Annotated in this window: 18 protein-coding genes; 14 read left to right on the top strand and 4 right to left on the bottom strand. The window is 41.2% G+C overall.

Annotation, left to right across the window (positions count from 1 at the left end; all coding sequences use genetic code 11):
• Window positions 1–16: 16 nt before the first annotated feature.
• Window positions 17–253, bottom strand: a complete 237-nt coding sequence (locus CWB85_RS04850; protein ID WP_249314786.1) for a hypothetical protein — start codon at window positions 251–253, stop codon at window positions 17–19.
• 210 nt (window positions 254–463) lie between these two features.
• Between CWB85_RS04850 and rsmD the strand changes: the two genes are divergently transcribed.
• The 13 genes from rsmD (at window position 464) to CWB85_RS04785 (ending at window position 15,784) form a co-directional block, all read left to right on the top strand.
• Window positions 464–1,063: a 16S rRNA (guanine(966)-N(2))-methyltransferase RsmD gene (gene rsmD / locus CWB85_RS04845; RefSeq protein WP_138554253.1), complete on the top strand. Its 600-nt coding sequence runs from the start codon at window positions 464–466 to the stop codon at window positions 1,061–1,063.
• 164 nt (window positions 1,064–1,227) lie between these two features.
• Window positions 1,228–1,443 (top strand): 30S ribosomal protein S21, encoded by a 216-nt coding sequence (gene rpsU, locus CWB85_RS04840; protein ID WP_002957797.1) that lies wholly within the window; start codon window positions 1,228–1,230, stop codon window positions 1,441–1,443.
• A gap of 20 nt (window positions 1,444–1,463) precedes the next feature.
• Window positions 1,464–1,910 (top strand): GatB/YqeY domain-containing protein, encoded by a 447-nt coding sequence (locus tag CWB85_RS04835; protein WP_138554252.1) that lies wholly within the window; start codon window positions 1,464–1,466, stop codon window positions 1,908–1,910.
• A 149-nt stretch (window positions 1,911–2,059) separates the two neighbouring features.
• The gene (dnaG, locus tag CWB85_RS04830) at window positions 2,060–3,811 is read left to right on the top strand and encodes a DNA primase (protein WP_016708474.1); all 1,752 of its coding nucleotides are present in this window, start codon (window positions 2,060–2,062) and stop codon (window positions 3,809–3,811) included.
• Between the two features lie 124 nt (window positions 3,812–3,935).
• On the top strand, window positions 3,936–5,780 hold the full coding sequence (gene rpoD, locus CWB85_RS04825) for an RNA polymerase sigma factor RpoD (protein ID WP_016708473.1): 1,845 nt from the start codon (window positions 3,936–3,938) through the stop codon (window positions 5,778–5,780).
• Between the two features lie 66 nt (window positions 5,781–5,846).
• On the top strand, window positions 5,847–6,728 hold the full coding sequence (prmA, locus tag CWB85_RS04820) for a 50S ribosomal protein L11 methyltransferase (protein WP_016708472.1): 882 nt from the start codon (window positions 5,847–5,849) through the stop codon (window positions 6,726–6,728).
• A 282-nt stretch (window positions 6,729–7,010) separates the two neighbouring features.
• The gene (dusB, locus tag CWB85_RS04815) at window positions 7,011–7,982 is read left to right on the top strand and encodes a tRNA dihydrouridine synthase DusB (protein WP_171038989.1); all 972 of its coding nucleotides are present in this window, start codon (window positions 7,011–7,013) and stop codon (window positions 7,980–7,982) included.
• 20 nt (window positions 7,983–8,002) lie between these two features.
• Complete coding sequence (gene fis, locus CWB85_RS04810; protein WP_002957804.1) at window positions 8,003–8,293, top strand: DNA-binding transcriptional regulator Fis; 291 nt, start codon at window positions 8,003–8,005, stop codon at window positions 8,291–8,293.
• Window positions 8,294–8,473: 180 nt separating this feature from the next.
• On the top strand, window positions 8,474–10,060 hold the full coding sequence (purH, locus tag CWB85_RS04805) for a bifunctional phosphoribosylaminoimidazolecarboxamide formyltransferase/IMP cyclohydrolase (protein WP_016708470.1): 1,587 nt from the start codon (window positions 8,474–8,476) through the stop codon (window positions 10,058–10,060).
• Window positions 10,061–10,167: 107 nt separating this feature from the next.
• Window positions 10,168–10,986 (top strand): class I SAM-dependent methyltransferase, encoded by an 819-nt coding sequence (locus CWB85_RS04800; protein WP_138554270.1) that lies wholly within the window; start codon window positions 10,168–10,170, stop codon window positions 10,984–10,986.
• A gap of 14 nt (window positions 10,987–11,000) precedes the next feature.
• Window positions 11,001–12,284, top strand: a complete 1,284-nt coding sequence (gene purD, locus CWB85_RS04795) for a phosphoribosylamine--glycine ligase (protein ID WP_138554250.1) — start codon at window positions 11,001–11,003, stop codon at window positions 12,282–12,284.
• 93 nt (window positions 12,285–12,377) lie between these two features.
• Window positions 12,378–14,885 (top strand): EAL domain-containing protein, encoded by a 2,508-nt coding sequence (locus CWB85_RS04790; protein WP_138554249.1) that lies wholly within the window; start codon window positions 12,378–12,380, stop codon window positions 14,883–14,885.
• A gap of 89 nt (window positions 14,886–14,974) precedes the next feature.
• Window positions 14,975–15,784, top strand: coding sequence for a DUF2797 domain-containing protein (locus tag CWB85_RS04785; RefSeq protein WP_138554248.1), 810 nt, complete (start codon window positions 14,975–14,977; stop codon window positions 15,782–15,784).
• On the opposite strand, the gene CWB85_RS04780 is transcribed toward CWB85_RS04785, so the two are convergent.
• Window positions 15,763–18,279, bottom strand: a complete 2,517-nt coding sequence (locus CWB85_RS04780) for an EAL domain-containing protein (protein WP_138554247.1) — start codon at window positions 18,277–18,279, stop codon at window positions 15,763–15,765. The two genes, CWB85_RS04785 and CWB85_RS04780, sit on opposite strands and share 22 nt — an antisense overlap.
• An 81-nt stretch (window positions 18,280–18,360) precedes the next feature.
• Between CWB85_RS04780 and CWB85_RS04775 the strand changes: the two genes are divergently transcribed.
• On the top strand, window positions 18,361–18,651 hold the full coding sequence (locus tag CWB85_RS04775) for a DUF4144 family protein (protein ID WP_138554246.1): 291 nt from the start codon (window positions 18,361–18,363) through the stop codon (window positions 18,649–18,651).
• On the opposite strand, the gene CWB85_RS04770 is transcribed toward CWB85_RS04775, so the two are convergent.
• Both CWB85_RS04770 and CWB85_RS04765 read right to left on the bottom strand, forming a co-directional pair.
• Window positions 18,634–19,554, bottom strand: coding sequence for a histone deacetylase family protein (locus CWB85_RS04770; RefSeq protein ID WP_138554245.1), 921 nt, complete (start codon window positions 19,552–19,554; stop codon window positions 18,634–18,636). The genes CWB85_RS04775 and CWB85_RS04770 overlap by 18 nt on opposite strands.
• 88 nt (window positions 19,555–19,642) lie before the next feature.
• Complete coding sequence (locus tag CWB85_RS04765) at window positions 19,643–21,190, bottom strand: serine hydrolase (RefSeq protein WP_016708462.1); 1,548 nt, start codon at window positions 21,188–21,190, stop codon at window positions 19,643–19,645.
• Between the last annotated feature and the right edge of the window lie 8 nt (window positions 21,191–21,198).

Below are 21,198 nucleotides of genomic sequence, written 5' to 3'. Positions count from 1 at the left end.
GAAGACGCGCTAGCGCCTAAGGTTCTGCTGCTGCTTCTTCATGCGTTTGATTCTCTGCACGCTCGGCTTCTGCCTTTTCTGCTGCAATGCGTTCTGCTTCACGTTGCGCTTGCTCTTCAGCAAGTTGCTGTTGCTCTAAACCCTCAGCTTCAGCTTGTTGGTTATTGACCTCTTCGGTGTTTTGCTCTGTTTGTTGATTTTTATCTGACTTACCAAAGCCGAACCAAGACAGGAATTTACTTTTTTTTGCCATACTTGCTAATAACCACTTATAAAAATCTGATAAACTAACGGAAATAATGTGTGAATTTGCAGCCTGAATTAAAACTTAGCCGTAATAATCACACCATATTGTCTAAGATGCTCATAGTAACACTTTTAGTGCAGTTGAAAAATGACCTGCTGCTTTATGTGTACAATATTATCTGAGCTAGATTCTAGATACCATTTTTTAGTGAGCTAAATGAGAAATAAATCACCACAAAAACAAATGAGTAATAAAACTAATGATGGCGTTATTAGGATCATTAGTGGGCAATTTCGTGGCCGAAAACTACCTGTAAAAGATGTGCAAGGCTTGCGCCCAACCACAGACCGCATCAAAGAAACGGTCTTTAACTGGTTAATGCAAGATACACGTGATGCCAAAGTACTCGATTGTTTTGCAGGATCGGGCGGATTAGGGTTTGAAGCATTATCTCGCTTTGCTCAATCGGCCTGCTTTTTAGAAATGGACAAACTCGCTGCGACGCAACTAAAAGCCAATATAGAAACGTTAAAGCTCACTAATGCAAAAGTTGTGTGTACTGACAGTTTACAATTTTTAAGTAAAAATCCACATCAGCAACAATTTAATTTAGTGTTTATTGACCCACCATTTCGTCAAGGTCTGGCACAACAATGCTGTGATTTACTCACACATAATGCTTGGTTAGATAAAAATGCTCTTATTTACGTCGAAGTAGAAAGCGACATGCCAGCATTACACACACCAAGCAATTGGCTGTTACTAAAAGAAAAAGTAGCTGGGCAAGTACTTTCCCGCCTCTATGAATTACAGTGAAATTAGTAACATACAAATATTTTAGGGTTCCTATAAGAACAGACTTATATTTATCCTTTACATGTGGTGTAGCTTCGGATTACAATACTGCACCATTTTTGAACCACTTGATCATTGTTTGATCAACTTGAGCAACGCTCATTATTTAGGTAGGTGAATTTTTAATGCCAGTAATTAAAGTAAGAGAGAACGAACCGTTTGACGTAGCACTTCGTCGCTTCAAGCGTTCATGTGAAAAAGCAGGTATCCTTTCAGAAGTTCGTCGTCGCGAGCACTATGAAAAGCCAACAGCTGAGCGTAAGCGTAAAAAAGCTGCAGCGGTTAAGCGTCACATGAAGAAGCTTTCTCGCGATAACGCACGTCGCGTTAAATTATATTGATCAGTATTGGTCTTGTATAAATGAGCCTTTTAATAAAGCTAAAAGATGCGCAAAAAGATGCGATGAGAGCGAAAGACAAACAACGTCTTAATCCAATTCGCATGGTACTTGCTGCAATCAAGCAGCGTGAAATTGACGAGCAAATAACACTTGATGATGACGGTATTACCGCAGTATTAGTGAAGCTTGTTAAACAACGCCGTGATTCTTACACTCAGTACAAAGATGCTGGCCGTGAAGATTTAGCCGAAATTGAAGCCAATGAAATAGCAGCACTTGAAGAATTTTTACCTCAACAACTGAGTGAAGATGAAATCATTGCTCTCATTGATGCGGCTATTGCTGATACAAACGCAGCCGGTATGCAAGACATGGGTAAAGTAATGGGTATAATCAAAAGTAAAGCTGAAGGTCGCGCCGATTTAGGCAAAATTTCAGGTTTAATTAAGCAACGATTAACAGCCTAATACTCCCACATACAGATGTATGATTAAGCAAACCGAGCCATGTGCTCGGTTTCTTCGTTTTTAGCTTTAATAAAAATAGCATTTGTGTTCAAATCTAAATTTGTAGAACTAAACCATTTTTCTATTTATCTCAGGACTAGACTTTACCAATGGCTGGAAAGATCCCACGTAATTTTATAGACGACTTACTTGCCAGAACCGATATTGTTGAGCTAATAGACTCCAAAATTGGCTTAAAAAAAGCGGGCAAAGATTACCAAGCCTGCTGCCCTTTTCATAACGAAAAATCACCATCATTTACTGTATCTCAAGACAAACAGTTTTATCATTGCTTTGGCTGTGGTGCCAATGGCAACGCTATTTCATTTGTAATGGAATACGACAAACTTGAGTTTGTTGACGCAATTGAAGAACTTGCCAGCCTCATGAATCTTGATGTGCCGCGCGAGCAAGGCACAAGCAGTGGCCCAGAGCGTACAGCAGAGCAAAAGCGCTCTGATTACGATTTGATGCTGCATGCTGCACGTTTTTATCAACATCAGTTAAAGCATCATGCTAATTCAGCCACCGTCATAAACTATGTAAAAGGCCGGGGATTAAGCGGTGAAACCGTTAAAAAGTTTATGATTGGCTATGCTCCCAGCGAGTGGGAGGGCCTATGCCAACAATTAGGTCGTAATAAAGAACAAAAAGAGCAACTCGTTGAACTAAAGTTGGCGTCAGAGAAAACCCCTGGGCGGCAGTTCGACTTTTTCCGTGATCGATTAATGTTCCCTATTCGTGATAAGCGAGGTCGTGTTATCGCCTTTGGTGGTCGCGTAATGCAAGCTGACCAAGGCCCAAAATATTTAAACTCGCCGGAAACCCGAATTTTCCATAAGGGCTTTGAACTGTATGGTTTATACGAGGCTAAACAAGCCCATAAAAAACTCGACCATATCCTTATTGTAGAAGGTTATATGGACGTAGTGGCGCTCAGTGAGCAAGGTATAGAATACGCAGTAGCAGCACTAGGAACAGCCACCACAGCCGAGCACATGCATACGCTATTTAGAACCACAGACCGTGTAATTTGCTGTTACGATGGCGACCGTGCCGGGCGTGATGCAGCATGGCGAGCACTTGAAAATGCCCTACCTTACCTAAATGACGGTAAAGCATTACAATTTGTATTTTTACCCGATGGCGAAGACCCTGATTCTCTAGTACAAAAAGAAGGTAAAGACGCGTTTGAACAGCGTTTATCGCAAGCTGATAACTTTACCAAAGTGCTGTTTAATAAACTCAGCCAAGAAATTGACTTAACGACCGACGCAGGAAAAGCAAAGTTACTCAGCGCGGTATTACCGTTAGTTGAAAAAATCCCTAGCGAGTTTTATCAAGAGAACCTACTAGAGCATTTAGGACGCTTAATTGGTCGCACTAAAGAGCAACTCAATAATCGCTTGAAAACGCCCAAACAACAGCATGCTATTGAGCGAAAATTTAAAATTACACCTATGCGCCGTGCCATTGGCCTGTTGATCCAACATCCGCAACTCGCTCACGCAGTACCTTACTTACCTGATTTAGCACAAATGAACATTGCTGGTATCGCGTTACTAATTAAGTTACAGCATTACGCATTACAAAAATCACCGATAACCACCGCGCAATTACTTGAATCATTTCGCGAAACACCTGAATATGAAGCATTGATCAAACTAGCAACATGGCGACATGAGATCAACGACGACCGTTTAGAAGCTGAATTTAAAAATACTTTTAAATTTATTGAAGATCAGTGTTTAAATTATCGACTCGAGACCCTATTAATAAAAGACAAGACTCAAGGCTTGAATGGTGAAGAGCGACTTGAATGTCATCTCTTAACACAAGCTTTAAAAGGCACTAACAACTAGTCAAAAATGATTTATACTGTTATACTGTGCTATTCACTGCGTCACATTATACTTAGCTTGGCTTAATAAATAAGCAAGCTGGCGCCTGTTGTATCAACTTATCAGAGTGGAAGAAACAATCTCTATGGATCCAACTCCTCAGTCACAATTAAAACTTCTGATTCAAAAAGGTAAAGAGCAAGGTTACTTAACTTTTGCAGAAGTTAATGATCACCTTCCACAAGATATTATCGATTCAGATCAAGTAGAAGATATCATTAGCATGATCAATGATATGGGTATCAAGGTTAGCGAAAATGCGCCTGATGCCGATGAATTGATGATGCAAGAAACGACAACAGATGAAGACGCAGCAGAAGCTGCAGCCGCTGCGCTTGCTACTGTAGATAAAGAAATCGGCCGTACTACGGATCCGGTTCGTATGTACATGCGTGAAATGGGTACTGTTGAACTACTTACCCGTGAAGGCGAAATTGTTATCGCCAAGCGTATTGAAGAAGGGATCAACCAAGTACAAATATCGGTTGCTGAATACCCTGAAGCAATTACTTATCTTCTTGAGCAGTGGGATAAATTTGAAGCAGAAGAGATGCGCTTAAGCGACATTATTTCTGGTTTCTTTGATCCTAATGAAGATGAAGCCCCTATTTCAGCCACGCACATTGGTTCTGAATTAAGCGAAAAAGAGCTTGATGATGAAGACGACGATGATGTGGATAGTGATGATGATGAAGACGATGAAGAAGTAGATACCGGCCCAGATCCTGAAGAGGCCCGTGTACACTTTGAAAATCTTCGTGATCTTTACAATAAAGCACGCGACACATTTGAAAGTAAAGGTCGTTCACACCCTGAATCACAAGCCGCGATTTTTGAAATTGGTGAACTATTCAGAACATTTAAATTAGTACCAAAACAGTTTGACCGCATGGTTAATAACATGCGTGAAATGATGGATAGAGTGCGTGTGCAAGAACGTATCATCATGAAGCAAGCTGTACAAATTGCTAAATTACCAAAGAAAACTTTTGTTAAGCATTTTGCTAACAATGAAACTGATACTGCGTGGATTGACCTTGAAATCGCTGCTAATGAAAAATATTCAGCGAAGTTAGATGAAATCAAACCAGAAATCATTCGTTGTATTAATAAACTGTGTGTAATAGAAGAAAGCACAGGCTTAAGCATTGAACGTATTAAAGACATTAACCGCCGCATGAGCATTGGTGAAGCGAAAGCTCGCCGTGCGAAAAAAGAAATGGTTGAAGCTAACTTACGTCTTGTAATTTCAATTGCTAAAAAATACACCAACCGTGGCTTACAATTTTTGGACTTAATCCAAGAAGGTAACATTGGTTTGATGAAAGCCGTTGATAAGTTTGAATATCGCCGTGGTTATAAGTTTTCAACTTATGCTACATGGTGGATCCGTCAAGCAATCACCCGCTCTATCGCTGACCAAGCGCGTACAATCCGTATTCCGGTACATATGATTGAAACGATTAACAAACTTAATCGTATTTCTCGTCAAATGCTGCAAGAAATGGGTCGTGAGCCAAATCCAGAAGAATTAGCAGAGCGCATGATGATGCCTGAGGATAAGATCCGTAAGGTGCTTAAAATCGCAAAAGAGCCAATTTCAATGGAAACACCAATCGGTGATGATGAAGATTCGCACTTAGGTGACTTTATCGAAGACACCACTATTGATTCGCCAATTGATTCGGCAACAATGGAGTCTCTTCGTGGTGCTACCAACGATGTACTAGCTGGCCTTACCGCCCGTGAAGCAAAAGTATTACGTATGCGTTTTGGTATCGATATGAATACTGACCATACCCTAGAAGAAGTAGGTAAACAGTTTGACGTAACCCGTGAGCGTATTCGTCAAATCGAAGCGAAGGCACTGCGTAAACTACGCCACCCTTCTCGCTCTGACTTACTGAAAAGCTTCTTAGACGCTAAGTAATTAGCTGCTAAAAACATAATCAAAAGGCCGCTGTAGCGGCCTTTTTTCTATTTACAGGAAATAATCATGGCTTGGATCCAAATTCGTATCAATGCAAATGCCACTACCGCTGATGCAGTAAGCGACCTATTAATGGCAGCAGGTAGTGCATCTGTTACCTTTATTGATGCTAAAGACACCCCTATTTATGAACCAAAAATTGGCACGGTCGAATTTTGGGCTGACACTACCGTAATTGGTCTATTCGAAGCTAACCACGATATGAATGCCGTGATTGCGCTATTAAAACGCCATGACGAGCTAAAAGACACGCTAGTATACAAAATAGAGCAACTAGAGGATAAAGACTGGGAACGTGAATGGATGGATAACTTCCACCCTATTCAGTTTGGCGAAAAATTATGGATTTGTCCAAGCTGGCGTGACATTCCAGATCCTGACGCCGTTAACGTGCTACTTGATCCTGGCCTTGCGTTTGGTACTGGTACTCATGCCACCACCGCTTTGTGTTTAAAATGGCTTGAAAGCCAAGATTTAACGGGTAAAACCGTGGTCGACTTTGGCTGTGGCTCAGGCATTTTAGGCATTGCAGCAATCAAACTCGGTGCTGAGCGCATGATTGGTATAGATATCGACCCTCAAGCGCTTGAAGCCAGCCTTGATAACGCACAACGCAACGGTGTTGCCGACAAGCTTGAAGTTTATCTGCCAGAAAACCAGCCTGAATTTACCGCCGATATTGTGGTGGCTAATATTTTAGCTGCGCCATTACGTGAACTGCATAATGTAATATTGGGCTTATTAAAACCTGGCGGTAAAATTGCTATGTCAGGTATTTTAGAAGAACAAGCACAGTCTGTAGCTGATGTTTATGCACCATTTTTAACCCTTGATGACATAGCCGTTGAAGGTGAGTGGACCCGTGTTAGCGGGACTAAACACGCATAATTAACTACTGTAAATGCGTAAGATCATTAACTCAAAACCACCATGTAAAGCCTGTAATTAACAGGCTTTACCTATTATTTACACACTGCTAAACAGAATGATTTTCTTATCGTAAATTAGTTCTGTATAAAATTCAGACAAATAAAGCCATTCGTCAAACTGTTATCAAATGTCAATACACAAAAGCCAAAAAAAAGTCACTTTTGTTCAATTTATAGCCTTTGATTTTTGCAAAAAAAACCGTAAACTTAGCGCCCCTTGAAAAGAGGCCTATTGAATACAGTGCGTATCGGATCATACCAATTAGAAAACAATGTAATTGTAGCGCCTATGGCGGGAATTACTGATAGACCATTTAGACAACTTTGCCGTCGCTTAGGTGCAGGGCTTGCTGTGTCTGAAATGCTCTCGTCAAATCCTTTGGTATGGAAAACCGAAAAATCGATGAACCGTATGGACCATAGTGGTGAATCGGGAATACGCGCGGTGCAAATCGCAGGAGCTGATCCTGAGCTTATGGCTCAGGCCGCACAATTCAATGTAACTAATGGTGCACAAATCATAGATATTAATATGGGGTGCCCAGCTAAGAAAGTGAACAAGAAACTCGCAGGCTCCGCCTTGCTACAGTTTCCTGATTTAGTGGAAGAGATTATAGATGCAGTGGTTAGCGCTGTTGATGTACCTGTAACACTGAAAATCCGAACTGGATGGGATCAGGATAACCGTAACGGTGTTGAGATTGCGAGAATAGCTGAACGTTATGGCATAGCTTCATTAGCCGTACATGGGCGTACACGCGCATGTATGTATAAAGGTGAAGCAGAATACGCCACAATTAGGGATATTAAGCGTTCAGTGTCGATACCTGTCGTTGCTAATGGAGATATTACGTCTCCTGAAAAAGCAAAGCAGGTTTTGGACTATACGGGTGCAGATGCCATTATGATTGGTCGAGCCGCCCAAGGTCGCCCTTGGATATTTAGGGAGATAGACCACTATTTGCGAACCGGTGAACATTTACCTGTACCTCCGATTGAGGAAGTACGTGGTATTTTGATGGAACACTTAGTGAACCTTCATGCGTTTTACGGCGAACCAATGGGAGCGCGCATCGCTCGCAAACATGTATCTTGGTATTTGCAAACCCATGACAGTGACGGTCAGTTTAGGCGAGTATTTAATGCTCTCGATAATCCACAGGCACAAATCGAGACATTAGAGCAATACTTTAAAACACTAGCAGCTAACTAAGAAAGAAAGAGATATAAACAATGTTCGAACAAAACGTGACTTCTCCATTTATCACTAACCCTCATGTTCAGTCACACGAGAAACCGCAGCCATTACGCGATGCAGTGAAGAAAGCTGTTCATCACTATTTAAAACAGCTTAACGGTCAAGATGTGCAAGACGTTTACGACCTTGTTCTTTCAGAGCTAGAAGCACCATTACTTGAAGAAGTAATGACTTACACTCGTGGTAACCAAACACGTGCGGCAATCTTACTAGGTATCAACCGCGGTACTTTACGTAAGAAACTAAAGAAATACGGCATGAACTAATACCGTGCTGTGATTTATCACAGTACTCGTTTGAAAAAGCACCTTTGGGTGCTTTTTTTATCTGCAAAAAATATTACTTAATTGCAAAATCCTCACTCTTTAAACATCGTTTTTTAAGCGGTTTTCAGTTAAAATATCGCCTTTCTAAGCTAGCTCAAACACTGAGGTAATCAAACTACAATGGATATACATCGTCCAATTCGTCGCGCACTACTAAGTGTGTCAGATAAAACCGGTATTGTTGAATTTGCTCGCGCTCTTGAATCACAAGGCGTAGATATCTTGTCAACTGGCGGTACTTGTAAATTACTTGCTGATAATGGCATTAAAGTCACTGAAGTATCTGACCACACAGGTCACCCTGAGATCATGGATGGTCGCGTAAAAACTCTTCATCCAAAAATTCATGGCGGCATTTTAGCGCGTCGTGGTCAAGATGAAGACGTAATGACTGAGAACAACATCTCAGCTATCGATATTGTTGTAGTTAACTTATACCCCTTTGCGAATACAGTCGCTCAAGAAAACTGCAGCCTTGAAGATGCCATTGAGAACATTGATATCGGTGGCCCAACTATGGTTCGCGCTGCGGCTAAAAACCATAAAGACGTGACTATTGTAGTAAACGCGAAAGATTACGATCGCGTGATCAGCGAAATGCAAAGCAACAATGGTTCAACAACCTACAAAACACGTTTTGACCTTGCTATTGCGGCTTACGAGCACACCGCACAGTATGACGGCATGATCGCTAACTACTTTGGTAAAATGGTTGCTGATTATACTGATGAAGCAGCTGAGGAAACTAAATTCCCACGCACTATCAATATGCAGTTCACTAAAAAGCAAGACATGCGCTACGGTGAAAACTCACACCAAGACGCGGCGTTTTATGTTGAAAATGACGTACAAGAAGCCTCTGTAGCAACAGCTGTTCAGCTACAAGGTAAAGCATTGTCGTTTAACAATATTGCTGACACTGATGCCGCCTTAGAGTGTGTTAAAGAATTTGATGTACCGGCTTGTGTTATCGTAAAACATGCAAATCCGTGTGGCGTGTCAATCGGTGAAAATATCCTTGAAGCTTATGACCGTGCATTCAAAACAGATCCTACATCAGCATTTGGTGGCATCATTGCCTTTAACCAAGAGCTTGATGCTGATACCGCAGAAGCAATCGTGTCACGTCAATTTGTTGAAGTGATCATTGCACCTAAAGTATCAGAAGCGGCAGCACAAATTGTATCTGCAAAGCAAAACGTGCGTTTATTAGAGTGTGGTGAATTCTCTGCTAAAGGCACAGGTCACGACATTAAGCGTGTAAATGGTGGTGTATTAATTCAAGACCGTGATTTAGGTATGGTGACGCAAGGCGACTTAAAAGTTGTGTCTAAACGTCAACCTACTGAGCAAGAGCTTAAAGACTTATTATTCTGCTGGAAAGTCGCTAAGTTTGTTAAATCAAACGCCATTGTTTATGCCCGTGACGGTATGACCATAGGTGTAGGCGCAGGCCAAATGAGCCGCGTTTACTCAGCTAAAATTGCCGGTATTAAAGCCGCTGATGAAAACCTTGAAGTAAAAGGTTCAGTCATGGCGTCTGATGCATTCTTCCCATTCCGTGATGGTATTGATGCAGCTGCAGAGGCTGGTATTACTGCTGTAATTCAACCAGGTGGTTCAATGCGCGATGAAGAAGTTATCGCTGCAGCTGACGAAGCTGGCATGGCAATGGTGTTTACTGGCATGCGTCACTTCCGCCACTAATCACACAAAGAGCTAACGACATCAGTTAGCTCTTTTTGTTTGCACCAAATTCACGTATTCTGCTTATTCTATAACCTCTATAAAATTATAATGTGAAGGAACAGATGATGAAATTTGCACTAAAAACGCTACTAGTTACCACTCTTGCTATGAGCTCAACGCTAGTCGCTGCCCATAATCATGAGCAAAGTTCTGCCGTTGTTCAAGCCGTAAAGTCAACTGAGCGAAACTCTGAACGTGACCAATATCGCCACCCTGTAGAAACGCTGGAGTTTTTTGGTTTTAAGCCAACAATGACCGTGGTTGAAATTGCCCCAGGTGGTGGTTGGTACAGCGAAATTTTAGCGCCTGCATTGAAAGAGCACGGCGTTTATTATGCTGCTCACTTCCCTGCTGATTCATCGGTTGGCTACTATCAACGCTCACTTGCTGGCTTTAAAAAGAAAGTCGCCGAAGATGAGCGATTCAGTAAGGTAAAAATTACTGAGTTTGCCCCTTCAACACATGTAGATATTGCACCTGCTGGTAGCGCTGATTTAGTTTTAACTTTCCGTAATGTACATAACTGGTACATGAGCAAAGATAAAGACGCCGCAGCTAATGCCTTTAAGTCTTTTTACACAGCACTTAAACCAGGTGGCACATTAGGTGTGGTTGAGCATCGCCTACCTGAAGAGCGTGCTGATGATATGCAAAAGTCATCGGGTTATATGAAGCAAAGTGTCGTTATCGCACTTGCAAAGCAAGCAGGCTTTGAACTTGAAGCAAGCAGTGACATAAATGCAAACTCACTTGATACAGCCGATCACCCTAAAGGGGTGTGGACCCTTCCACCAAGCCTTAGACTTGGCGAGCAAGATGCCGCTAAATATAAAGCCATTGGTGAAAGCGACCGCATGACGCTGAAATTTAAAAAACCGCTTTAAATAGGATATTCGCCATGAATGTATTAGTCATTGGCAGCGGCGGCCGCGAACACGCACTTGCGTTTAAGGCCGCTCAAAACACCAAAGTTAACACTGTATTTGTAGCCCCAGGTAATGCGGGTACTGCGCTTGAGCCAAAACTTGAGAATGTTGCCATTAACGTTGAAGACCTCGATGGTTTGCTTAACTTTGCAAAACAAAATAATGTAGAGCTGACCATTGTTGGCCCTGAAGTACCATTAGTGCTTGGTGTGGTAGATAAATTCCGTGAACACGGTTTAGCTATCTTTGGCCCAACGGCTGGAGCTGCACAACTTGAAGGCTCTAAGTCGTTCACTAAAGACTTTTTAGCACGTCATGCAATTCCAACGGCTGATTACCAAACGTTCGAGCAAATTGACCCTGCCCTTGCGTACTTAAAAGAAAAAGGCGCACCAATTGTTATTAAAGCTGACGGTCTAGCTGCGGGTAAAGGCGTTATTGTTGCTATGGACGAGCGCGAAGCTGAAGCTGCTATCCGTGATATGCTAGCGGGTAACGCTTTTGGTGAGGCCGGTAGCCGCGTAGTCATTGAGGAATTCTTAGAAGGCGAAGAAGCGTCATTTATCGTGATGGTAGATGGTAAGAACGTATTACCGTTTGCAACTAGCCAAGATCACAAACGTGCATACAATGGTGATGCTGGTCCAAATACTGGCGGGATGGGTGCATACTCACCAGCACCTGTGGTGACTGACGAAATCCACCAACGTATTATGAATGAAGTTATCTATCCAACAGTCGAAGGCATGGCAAGTGAAGGCCATCCTTATACTGGCTTCTTATACGCAGGCCTGATGATCGACAGCGACGGCACACCTAAAGTAATCGAGTATAACTGTCGTTTTGGTGATCCAGAAACACAACCTATGATGCTACGCCTACAATCAGATTTAGTTGAGCTGATTGAAGCGGCTAACCGTGTAGAGCTTGATAAAACCACCATTGAGTTTGATCCTCGTGCAGCTGTAGGTGTTGTTTTAGCGGCTAAGGGCTATCCTGACAGCTATCCGAAAGGTGATGCAATCAGTGGTCTAAAAGTTAGCTACCCAGAAGGCGAAAAAGTCTTCCATGCGGGAACTAAACAAGACGGCGACAACGTGGTGACTGCTGGCGGTCGTGTATTATGTGCTACAGCACTTGGAAATACCGTAACCGAAGCACAACAACGTGCATATAAACTCGTTGATGAAATTAGTTGGCAAGGTATGGAGTACCGTACCGATATTGCTTATCGTGCTATCGCTCGTGAAAAATAGGTCTAACCAGTACCTATAAATAACTAAGCGCAGTTTATCTGCGCTTTTTTAGTGCTACACTAAAACGGTGATGTATTACAAATAAGTAGCCCTTTGGAACAACAGCCATTTAAATACCATATTATTGCAATGTTTATTTTGAGCACTTTGCTGTTCATTATCTATACCTTTGCAAATCATTTAGCTACTCCTACCCGTTATACAATTAATAAAACCGCTGCTGTTTATTTAGAGCAAAGCTATCGTGTCGATCCATCAAAGTCACTCTCACTTACTGAGTTTTTAAGTGATTCGAATAAACGCGTTACAAAGCCATTTGACACTATTCCATGGGGTTTAAAGTCACAAGATTATTGGCTTTTATTGAAGCTGGAAAATAAATCAGCCAAGCCACAACAGCTATACGCTCACTTTGATAATCCTATGATTGATTACTTAACCGTGTACCAATTAGACAATCAGGGGCAGTTAGTAAACACCAATAATTTAGGCGATCGGCAAACCGAGTTAAGTTTATTTAAATACAGTGTTCCTCATATCAGTTTAGCGATTGCAGCACAAAGCCACCTTTTTTTAGCCATTAAGATAGATACGACGGGGATCAGCAAAACCCCTATAAATTTATATGGTGAAGCTGAATTTAAAGATTTACTCCGCGCTCAAACTGCTATTTGGGGAATTTTCGTTGGCGTACTCATTATGGCGGCTTTATATAATTTAGTGCTGTATTTTGGTATCCGCGATCGCGTATACCTGATTTACATAGGCTATATACTGTCGGCACTCATTTTAATGGGGTCAGTATTAGGCTTTGGTTTTTACTTATGGCCAGTCGCGTTACAACAACTTTTTAATCACTATATTGTGGTGAGTAATTTTGCAATTGCATTTTTTACCCTCGCTTTCTGTACAATGTTTTTACGCTACCATAAAGATAAATGCTGGCGTTATAAACTAAGCCTTGCACTATTGAGCCTCATGCTATGCTTAGGCATTGCTAGTTTTTTTATTGTCGAATATATTTCTTCACAAATATTCTTTGCTGTCTTAGTTTTCCTTTATATTGTATGTATCACATTAATTTACAAAAAATTACGCAGTGGCTTTCGGTGGGCTAAGTTTTATGTAATTTCATGGATCCCACTTATCATTGGCGCCGCTGTTCAACCATTAGAACTAACGGGTGTAGTAGAATATAGCTTTACTACCCGCCACGCATTCTTAGTGGCAATTCTGTGTGAAGTAACATTAATGGCCATGGCCCTCGCTGATCGCGTACGCTACCAGCGAGAAAAAGCGCTCTATCACGCCACCCACACTGAACAAACAAAACTTTTAAACAGCGCGATGCTAAAACAGGCATACACAACGTTGCAGCTCAGCCAGCGCCCAAGCAACCTGTGCTTAATTAGGATCACCCATTTTCACTCACTAAATCATATATTAAATCAAACCCAACGGGCTGAATTAATTATTAATGTAGCTAAAGCGCTGGAGCTACAACTTAGTAAAGAGAGAGAGTTCATACAGTTAGAAAATGACTTAGATACTTGCCCGCGAATAGCAGACTTAGGCAACGGCGTACTCGCATTTGTTTCCGTTAAAATGCAAAGCAACCTCACTTTGCATAAAAACCTCAGCAAAATAATGAAGAGTTTACCAAAACATTATCCTGTCCAAGGGTTTGATTTACAGCTAAGCTATTCAATTGGTTATTGCGCTTTGGAAAACGACAGCGACTTTGATAACTGGCTGCAAAATGGTTACCTATCACTGACCGAAACAACCCACCTTAGCAGCCCTATAAGCTCGCCACAAACGATGCCTGCTATAATGAATATAAGCTTAGCAACCGCATTTCAAAAAGCCTTAAAAGCAGATCAGTTAGCAATTTATCATCAACCACAAATACACTTACTCTCTGGAAAAACGATTGGCAGCGAAGCTTTATTACGCTGGCCTAACGCTCCTTACGAGCAAATCAATATTGAGTCATTAATTTTATTAGCTGAGCGAACAGGGCTAATAAACGAACTCACCTTGTGGGTACTCGATAAGGCTTGCCAAGATATCGTCAAATTAAATAATGCTGGATTTATCGAGCATAAAGTCAGCGTTAATTTAAGTGCTAAAAACTTGCAGATCCATAGCTTAATTGAAAAAGTCGAAAACACTTTGATCAAACATAACGTCTCTGCCACACAGCTTAAGCTTGAATTAACTGAGTCCGCTTTAATTGATAACCAACAACAGATGGTTCGCTTAGTAAATCAGTTAACAGAACTTGGTATAGAAGTTATTTTAGATGATTTTGGTACTGGTTATTCGTCACTAAATTGCTTTGTTAGCTACAACTTTTCAACCTTAAAAATAGATAAATCATTTATCTTCGACTTACCTACACACAGCGCCAACAAGGTCATTGTTAAGGCTGCAATTGAAATGGCTCATAGCTTAGGTTTAAAAGTCACCGCTGAAGGCATAGAAGATGATGTAACACAGCAGCTTTTACAAACCATGGGGGCCGACTATGGTCAAGGCTACTATTACTCTAAAGCTATTATTATTGATGATTACTTGCTGTGGTTAGCTGATAAGTAAGGGTTGTATAAAAACATCTTAAACGACTGCCTACACTATTGGACAGCCATGGTATACTGCCCTTTTTTCACATCTTTAGGGGCGTAAAGATGCAAGGCACTATTAAAAAACTAAAATCATCACTCACACAGCCAATCCAATATCATTTGCCTGTGGGTGATGAGTTAGTCGATCTTAATGCATATATCGGTAAGCAACTCACTTTAACGTTTAATGGCGTCATTTTCTGCTCAAGCTGCGGTAAAAAAACCAAAAAAAGCTACTCGCAAGGACATTGCTTTGTTTGCATGCGCAAACTTGCTAGCTGCGACATGTGTATTATGAAACCAGAAACCTGCCACTACGACCAAGGCACTTGTCGTGAGCCACAGTGGGGGGAAGAAAACTGCATGATCCCACACTATGTTTACCTTGCGAACACCTCAGGGCTTAAAGTTGGGATCACGCGTCACACACAAATTCCAACACGCTGGATTGATCAAGGGGCAACCCAAGCCTTGCCTATTTTTAAAGTGCAAACACGTTTGCAATCAGGTTTAGTCGAAGTGGCGCTGGCGCAATTTATTGCTGATAAAACCAATTGGCGTAATATGCTCAAAGGGCAAAGCGAAGAGCTTGATTTAAAAGCGGCGGCAGCTGAGCTTATCCCGCAAATTGCAGATAAACTCAATGAACTTGCTGAGTTATTTGGCGCAACAGCCATTGAACAACTAGATGAAGAGGTTGTTCATTTAGCGTTCCCTGTCACCGCCTACCCAACAAAAATAAGCTCCTTTAATTTTGATAAAGAGCCTGTCGTTAGCGGCATATTAATGGGCATTAAAGGTCAATATTTAATTTTTGATACCGGCGTTATTAACATCCGTAAATTTACCTCTTACGATGTAACTGTAGGTTGATTTTTTAACTGGTAAAACGCTAACCATTGCCGCTGCGTTAACGGGCGGCTATAGTAATAACCTTGGATCACTTCACAGCCTAGCGCCAGCAAATAATTATACTGCTCAGGCTTTTCTACTCCTTCGGCAATAACCTGTAAATTTAAACTATTCGCCATCGCGACGATGGCTGCAACCACTTCACTATTGCCATATTCATCGGGGATTTTAGCAATAAAGCTAGCGTCTATCTTTAATGTATCTATAGGCAGTTTTGTTAGGTAACTCAAAGCTGAGTATCCGGTACCAAAATCATCCAAGGCAATGTTTACGCCCATTTCTTTAAGTTGCTGCAATTCTTTTTTAGCCTGACTAAATGAACTAATAAAGCTACTTTCAGTAAGCTCAATCTCCAAGCAATGACCTGATAAATTATAACGCTGTAGCATCTGCTCAACACTGTTTGATAACTTCCCCTGACTAAGGTGAAAAGCAGAAATATTGATAGCTAAACGTCCCGCTGTGATCCCTAGCTTTTGCCATAAAGCCAACTGCGCACCGGCATTATTAAGCACCCAAAGGTCAAGCTTAACAATTAGGCCTAACTCTTCGGCTAACGGAATAAATTGTGCAGGTGAAATCACCCCTAGTGCAGGATCATGCCAACGTAACAATGCTTCAACGCCTTTGATTTTACTTGTTTTTAAGCATTGTTTAGGTTGAAAATACAATTCAAACTCATCATTTTCCAAGGCATGCTGAAACCGACTGTTCATCGCTAGGCGCTCTAATGAGCGTGCATTCATCGATGATTTAAATAACTGAAACGAATTGCGACCCACTGCTTTTGAGCGATACATCGCAATATCAGCATGCTTCAGTAACGTTTCACTATCAAGCCCATCTTCAGGGTAAACCGCTGCGCCAATTGATGCCGTTGCCCCTACTTCAAAGCCTTCAAGTTGAAAAGGCGTGTTTAAGTGGCTAAGTATGTTATCAGCTAAGTTGATTACGGCTGTAATATCATCTATCTCACAAAGTACTACAAATTCATCACCACCTAGTCGCGCTAAAGTATCCCCTTCAGACAGCACGCCCTGAAGCCGCTTAGCGACCATTTTCAGTAATACATCACCAGCACTATGGCCTAAGCTATCATTGATTTCTTTAAAGCGATCGAGATCAATAAACATGACTGCGAGCATTTCATTGTTACGGTGCGCCGCGGCTAATGCCATGCTTAATCGATCATTAAATAAACGTCGATTTGGCAACCCTGTTAGTTCATCAAAATATGCGAGTTGGACTATTTTTTCTTCTGTGTTTTTACGCTCAGTAATATCACTAAAAATAGCCGCGTAAACAACCTCATCACTAGTAGGCTCATGTATTTCAATAATGGTCAGCCACTCAACATAGACATCACCATTTTTCTTGCGGTTACAGATCTCCCCTTGCCATACCCCTTTTTCTGCGATCGACTGCCACATTTTGGTATAAAAACTTTTACTGTGCTTGCCCGAGCTTAAAATGCGAGGGTGCTGACCGATAACTTCTTCCGGTTTATAACCGGTGAGCACCGTAAAAGCCGGATTAACTTGAATGATCACTCCATCTTGTTGGGTGATCATAATGCCATCTAAAGAGGCATCAATAATTTTATTCGCTAAGAATAAATTGCGCTGTGAATGCTGCAGTGCCATATCACGTTGCTCAAGTACTTTTTCAAGTTCGCTGCAATACGCGTTTTCTATCTCATTAATAAGATGCTCGAGAGTAAGCACACCTTTAATTTCTTGTTCTTCACTCACAACCAAATGACGTACATTATTTTCCGACATTAACCGATAAGCATCAAACAAACTACTTTTAGAGTGAATTTGGTACAGAGGGTGGCTTGCCAACTGCCAGCACGATACATAGTTATTAGGTGTAACAATCAAATGCAGTAAGTCTCGCGCAGTAATAATACCATGTTCATTTTGTTGCTGGTTGTAGACTAAAATAAATTGCTCTGCGCGCTCTCGCATCATATTTACAGCCTCATTCAACGCACAGTGACTAGGTACTACAAGTACATTTTGATGGTATTGATCTTTGATTGGCCTAAACTGTAAATAGTGATCCAGCCCTTGATTTCGTACGATATCAGTAATACTCACAACGCCACAGGGCAATTCATTTTCATCAACAACTAATAAATGACGTACGTTATGTTGATGAAAAATAAGCGCGGCATCACTCAATAATTGTGAATATGAAATACTTAAAACAGGGCTCGACATTACATTTTGTATTTCAAGATGCTTAATTGTGTTGCTAGTAAAATCAAGTTTAATACAATCGGCTTCAGTCCAGATACCGCATATCTGCTGATCTTCTTGCACAAAAATAGCGCTAACATTATGCGCTCGCATTAATTTTACGGCATTGATAAGTTGCGTGTATTTAGTACATGAAAGTACTTTATCAGTGAATACATCACAGACTTTTTGATAACGGCTACTTTTTGGCATTAGATCACCCCTAGCTTTACACGAACTTGCAAGTATAATTAGGCAAATAAATAGAAATTTGATTTAGGACAATAAATTAGTATGCCATACCCAAAAATCATTATTTATAATGAGGAAATAGAGGTAGCTCATCAGCCAGGTGACGTAGATGATTTTTTATATGGAATGAATACAGACACACAAACGCAAATAACCGTTTTGGATCAGGACGGCAATTACCGCACCCTTGATGGCAAACTTAGCCAACCACTAAGTAGCGAAGTACTTACTCGCTGCGTAAAGCACTATTTAGCAAATGAAGGACAATGCTGCTTGAGTAAAATAGAGCAATTGACCCCTCAACAAGCATTTAATTTACTCGTTATCGACTAGCGCTTTAACATGTGCAATAGCGCTGCGTCCAAGCGCTGAGAGTGCATACCCGCCTTCTAAATAAGAGATAATACCTTTACAACCAAGTTCTTTACTAAGTATTGCAAGTTGTTCAGTAAGCCAACGATAATCATCTTCAACAAACTTCAAACTGGCCATATCATCTTCAAGATGGGCGTCGAAACCTGCACTAATAAATAACAGCTCAGGCTTAAACTCAGTTAATTTAGGCTGCCACTGTTGCTTATACAGCGCTTTTAGATCATCGCCATCACTGGCAATTGGTAATGGTGAGTTAACTAATGTATCGTTATTTTCAATGGCTGTATTTGGGTAAAATGGATATTGAAATAACGAACAAAATAATACATTTTCATCATCTATAAAAATGTCTTGAGTGCCATTGCCATGATGTACGTCAAAATCAACAATAGCGATGCGCCTTATTCCTTTGCTTTGCGCGTATTTCACCGCAATTGCTAAATTGTTAAAAACACAAAAACCGGCTGAAGTTGTACGATTAGCATGATGCCCTGGAGGACGCACCGAACAAAATGCAGCATCAAGGTTATCTGCTAATATTTCATCAACCGCTAAAACCCCGGCACCTACTGCACGCTCAATAGCCAATAATGAATCAGGGCACAACCAAGTGTCACCATCAAGTGACGTTAAACCCTGCTCTGGTATGGTATTTTCCACTAGTGCAACCAAGGCTTCATCATGGGCTAACAAGTAATGCTCGCGAGATGCTTTAGGTGCTTGCTTTTGCTGTATAGCAATGTCTAACCCACTTGCTAACAAACGATCAGCAATCGCATCTAAGCGCTCGGGGCACTCTGGATGCTCGTCAATCATTTTGTGTTTACGACAAAAAGGATGTGAAATAATCGCAGTACGCATAACAGCTCCAAACTAGTTTACGCGATAACTATAACAAAGCCACTAAACAGTGGCTTTGCGACTTTGGTTTACTATTTTATAGTAAAGGTTACTTTTTGGCTTTCAGTGTAAGGTTTCTAAAGTCAAAGCTAAAATCGGTTACAGCTGTTGATACAGCGCGCATTTTTGCCTCAACCACACGATTTTCAGTACTCATATCAAAAGTAATGTAAGCATCAGCTTCAAGTAATTTTTCATCCCACTTTACAATGAAGGTATTGCCCGTGTAATGCTCAAGTTGCCCTTTCAAACGCTTAGTATGAGTAAAGTCAATTCGCAGCTTTTCATTTAGCTGTTCAATTACCACATCACCATACCAATTATCATGTAAGGTGCCAGTGTAACTAATATTAGGCAATTGCGGTTGGTAGTCTGCAGGGGCTTCAGGTTTAGCATTTGCATATGCTTTTTGCTTACCTTCAAAATGCTTTTTAGCTAAGTCTTCAACCCAATCTTTATCTTCAAGTTCGAATGCATCTTCTAGTACTTCATAAGTAACCGCAGATAACGCACTAAACGCTTGTTGATTACTTAAAATCACAATACCGAGGTTTTTCTCTGGCACCAAAGTTACTTGCGATACCATACCTAAAATACCGCCTCCATGGCCTAACTTTTTAATGCCGTGGAAATCTTCGATGCTCCAACCTAAACCATAACCTCGAAACTGTTGATGATATGCTTCGTACGCACTTTTTGAAGCTAATGAAGTGATATGCGGGTGCCACATTTGTGCCTGTTGTTTTTCACTGAACAATTGTTCGCCATTTGGCATTTTGCCACCAGCAAGCTGGGTACGAAGCCACTGGCTCATATCGTTAACACTGGAGGCAATAGCCCCTGCGCCACGAAAATCTTCTAAATAATTAACGAAGAATGGGTGTAATTGCCCATCCATAGGAATGTGGCCCGTTGCCCAGTTTTTATTACTTTTCGGAATACGCGAAAAGCCAGCGCGCGAGTTATCCATGTGCAGAGGCTGAAGAATATTCTTTTCAATATAATCGTTCCAGCTCATGCCTGAAACACGTGCAACCACTTCACCGGCGGTGACAAACATCAAGTTGTTATACGCGTATTGGCTGCGAAAACTACTTGCGGGTTTTAAATATTTTAGGCCAGCTAGAATATCCTCTACCGATTTATCGGTATCAGGCCAAATCATTAAATCACCTTGTCCCAGCCCTAAACCACTGCGATGGCTTAATAAATCACGAATGGTCAGTTCACGGGTTACATAAGGGTCATACAGACGAAACTCAGGAAGGTGATCAATTACTTTATCATCCCAGCTGATTTTTTCTTCATCGACTAATTTAGCCAATGCAGCTGCGGTAAATGCTTTGGTATTCGATGCGATACCAAATAAAGTGTCTTTATTTACTTTATTACCGGTATCTAAATTACTAACACCAAAGCCTTTAGCCAAAATAACCTTATCGTTTTCAACAATTGCTACCGCCATGCCAGGGACATCAAAACGTGCCATTGAATTTTCAATTACTTGTTCAATCTGTGCAGTATCAATGTCGGCATAACTATTAAATGCGCAACCTGTTAATAGTGCGCCAGCAATCGCTAATTTTGTTAACTTCATAACAATCC

It is taken from the genome of Pseudoalteromonas sp. S1727, assembly GCF_005886375.1.
Classification (GTDB): domain Bacteria; phylum Pseudomonadota; class Gammaproteobacteria; order Enterobacterales; family Alteromonadaceae; genus Pseudoalteromonas; species Pseudoalteromonas haloplanktis.
This window is presented reverse-complemented; position numbering and strand designations above follow the sequence as displayed.